This window comes from Moorena sp. SIO3I6, from assembly GCF_010672095.1.
On the sequence record NZ_JAAHHU010000634.1, the window covers coordinates 1 to 2,563 of the forward strand.

The window sequence follows — 2,563 nt, forward strand, 5'->3', positions numbered from 1 at the left end:
TTGTTGACGTTTACACAATAGAATTCGGTCAAGCATTGGGGTTAACCAAAACTTGACCGATCTTTTTTTTTATTAATATGCTGTATCCCTTGCTACACAAAGGTAGATACCAGTTATATTACCCTGTCAATACCCTTTAATGTAAAATTTTGTTGCAGAATTAATCATTTCTGGGAAACTGAAGCACACTTAAAGGTGTCAGAGAAAATCCTAGTGAAATTACCTGTCAAATTTGGCTGAAACCGATTGTTGATATTCTGGGAGAGGAGGTAATTTTGGCTGGAAAAATTCCCGCTTTAATGGTTGCTGTCCACTTAGACGCTCTGTATCTGGAAAGCGATCGCGTTGTAGTAGAGGCGATGACAGATTTTAGCCGCCTTCCTTATTTTGATGGTAAGCGAGACGTAAATCATAATATTGCCAATATTAGTGAAGAGATTGTTTCTCAACCTTTTCAAAATCAGAATTTGTATCTGAAAGCGGGAATTCATTTACATTGGGCGTTGCCAGATGCTTTGACCAAGGGAATTCAAGTTACTGATGACAATAAGCAGACTAAAACAGTTTTTCCACCTGTTCCTAATCCTTGGTTAGTGACACGCAGTAACAAGGATAACCAGATTGAAAAGCAATGGGTGGTAGAGAGTGATTATCTCTATCCTGAAGGGAAAGGAAGTCAGGTGGGTAGTATTGCTTATCCCAACAAATTGGGTCAGCGTAGCTCAGAATTTATCAATCCGTCGCAGGGCACCAAGCTAGAATAGAATCGGAAAATCCTTACTGCCTAACGCACCCTACTGGAGTGAACTACAGGATCAAATATAGCACTACACATTAAGGTGTTTGACATGGATACAAGCAGCAAAAGCTGTTGTAGTCAACTTTAGCATGCATGGCTTTTGCCTAAAGCCCTTGCGCGTAGCGCTATACTGAGCGGAGTTTGCAAGATACACCTATCCTAAAGAGTAATGGCAACTGAACAACGATCGCAGCATCAGGAACATTAATATGGTGATTCAAACAGAAAAACGGTACTACACGCCTGAAGAATACTTGACATTAGAGGAGGAAGCGATAGATAAACATGAATATCGAGATGGAGAAATCATCCTCATGACAGGAGGCACGACAAATCACAATCAAATTGCGCTCAATTTCTGTCGCAAATTTCCTTTGACAATTAAGGAGCAAGAATATTATATCTATATCAATGATGTCCGCTTGTGCATAGCGCAATATCGCCTCTATACCTATCCTGACGTAATGGTAATTAAAGGAAAACCAATCTATGAAGGAATGGGTAAGACAAACGTAACCAATCCTTCACTCATTGTGGAAGTCCTTTCTAAATCGACGCGGGATTACGACTGGACGGATAAATTCATATATTATCGTTCTATCCCTGAATTTCAGGAATATATTTTAATCGATCAATATCGTTTTTATGTGGCTCAATATTTTAAGCAAGAGGATGGGCAATGGCTTTTCAATGATTATCAAGGGGGAGAATCAGTTTTAAAATTGGCTTCAGCTGATTTTGAAATTTCGTTTCAAAATTTGTATGAAAGAGTAGATTTTGAGTTGGATGAAGAGTGAATAATGATTCAAAATTACCCCATTTCCAAAACGATCGCTACCTTAGCTGACTTGAAGCAAAGGTTTAATTTATCTCCTACAGATAATGACCTTTTCTTTCAGGAATGGCAACAGGATTTACCTCAACTAACTGCTCAAGAACAAGAGAACCTAGACCAAATTCAAAGACGATTTTTACGTCATAGAGAACGAAGTCCTCTCCCAGAAGGTGTGATTAATCAATTACTAATTGGACCTTTACTTACTTTGGCAGGTTTATATGATGAACCTTTCTATGTCACTACTGAAACGACTGTTGAAGTGGAAGTAGAAGACAAGGATGAAATTTTACGAGGTCGAATTGATACTTTAGTTATTGCACAACAACTTTGGGTTCTCTTGGTTGAATCTAAATCTACTATTGCTTTTTCAGTAGCTTTACCTCAACTAATGACTTATATGATGGCAAATCCTAATCCTGAACGTCCTGTCTATGGTATGATTGGTAGCGGGGATGAGTTTTTGTTTGTTAAAATGTTGACCGAAGGTGTTCCCCAATATGATTTATCTAATCTTTTTTATCTGCTGCTACCTCGTAGGAATCAGTTATATGATGTCTTGCGTATTCTTAAGCAAATTGCCAAAATTATGGGTGCAAATATTGGGGTAATGAGTGATGGAAATTGAAGAGCGATCGCCTCCAAAACAGCTCTATATTCAATCTCGTAGGGTGCGTTAGACGGGAAAATTGTCAGCTTAGATCATAATTTATCAATGCGTTGAGGGAACGGGAGAAGTGTTTTAGCCTTCAATGGTCGTATTGTTGCCAAAGCTCGGATGCACCCGAAAAAACCCGCAAAAATGGACAAACAAAGACTACAAGCATACCTGAAGCTGATCGAGCAAGTGCTAACTTGTCCCAGCGGTGAAGAATTCAAAATTCTTGAGAGATCGGAAGAGCGTGGTTGATTGGTCATGAGTCCTCTGT

General features: G+C 39.0%; 3 protein-coding genes. All 3 read left to right on the forward strand.

The window, feature by feature from the left end; translation table 11 throughout:
• The first annotated feature begins 275 nt into the window (after positions 1–275).
• Entirely contained in the window at positions 276–764 is a 489-nt protein-coding gene (locus tag F6K49_RS40620) for a hypothetical protein (protein WP_293046215.1), read from the forward strand.
• Positions 765–1,008: 244 nt separating this feature from the next.
• On the forward strand, positions 1,009–1,596 hold the full coding sequence (locus tag F6K49_RS40625; RefSeq protein ID WP_293071194.1) for a Uma2 family endonuclease: 588 nt from the start codon (positions 1,009–1,011) through the stop codon (positions 1,594–1,596).
• A gap of 3 nt (positions 1,597–1,599) precedes the next feature.
• On the forward strand, positions 1,600–2,262 hold the full coding sequence (locus F6K49_RS40630; protein WP_293106568.1) for a type I restriction endonuclease subunit R: 663 nt from the start codon (positions 1,600–1,602) through the stop codon (positions 2,260–2,262).
• Positions 2,263–2,563: the final 301 nt, after the last annotated feature.

Coding starts and splice junctions, on each gene's coding strand:
- F6K49_RS40625 (WP_293071194.1), top strand. CDS start 1,009: ATGGTGATTCAAACAGAAAAACGGTACTACACGCCTGAAGAATACTTG.
- F6K49_RS40630 (WP_293106568.1), top strand. CDS start 1,600: ATGATTCAAAATTACCCCATTTCCAAAACGATCGCTACCTTAGCTGAC.